Annotated in this window: 1 pseudogene; it reads right to left on the minus strand. The window is 55.3% G+C overall.

What is annotated here, in order from left to right:
• Positions 1-48: 48 nt before the first annotated feature.
• A pseudogene (locus tag ACWTU8_RS32715) lies at positions 49-445 on the minus strand (hypothetical protein); the annotation flags it as partial.

Consider the following 445-nt stretch of genomic DNA (forward strand, 5'->3'; position numbering starts at 1 on the left):
GCGCACATTCGTCCGCATGACTGCAATTTGCAAGACCGGCCGGTAGCCCTATCCGGTCGGGATGCGCGGATCCTGAACCAGATAAAAGGTCCATCGCGGTGTGTAATCGGTCATCAGGAACTCGAAACTGGCGGTCTTCAGCGGGTCGACCTTGCCGTTCTTGAACAGCAGCCGGTCATAAGGCTCGAACTCCCGGTCGAAATCGGCGAAATTGCTCGACCAAATATTGTCGGGCGTCTTGTTGCGTTGGTCGAAGGAAAGCCCATCACCAAATACGCTCGGTTGATCCAATATCTCCTGAAGCTCGAACTGGAATTCGATCCAGGCCTGGCCGCTGTTGTTGAGCACGTTTATGCGCATATACATGATGCCATTGGCGAATTCGCCCGCCTTGCCGAATGTCTGGATCGGCTTTGTCGTGCGGATGGTCAGCGTCACGGGTGTC

It is taken from the genome of Mesorhizobium sp. BHbdii (genome assembly GCF_053848045.1).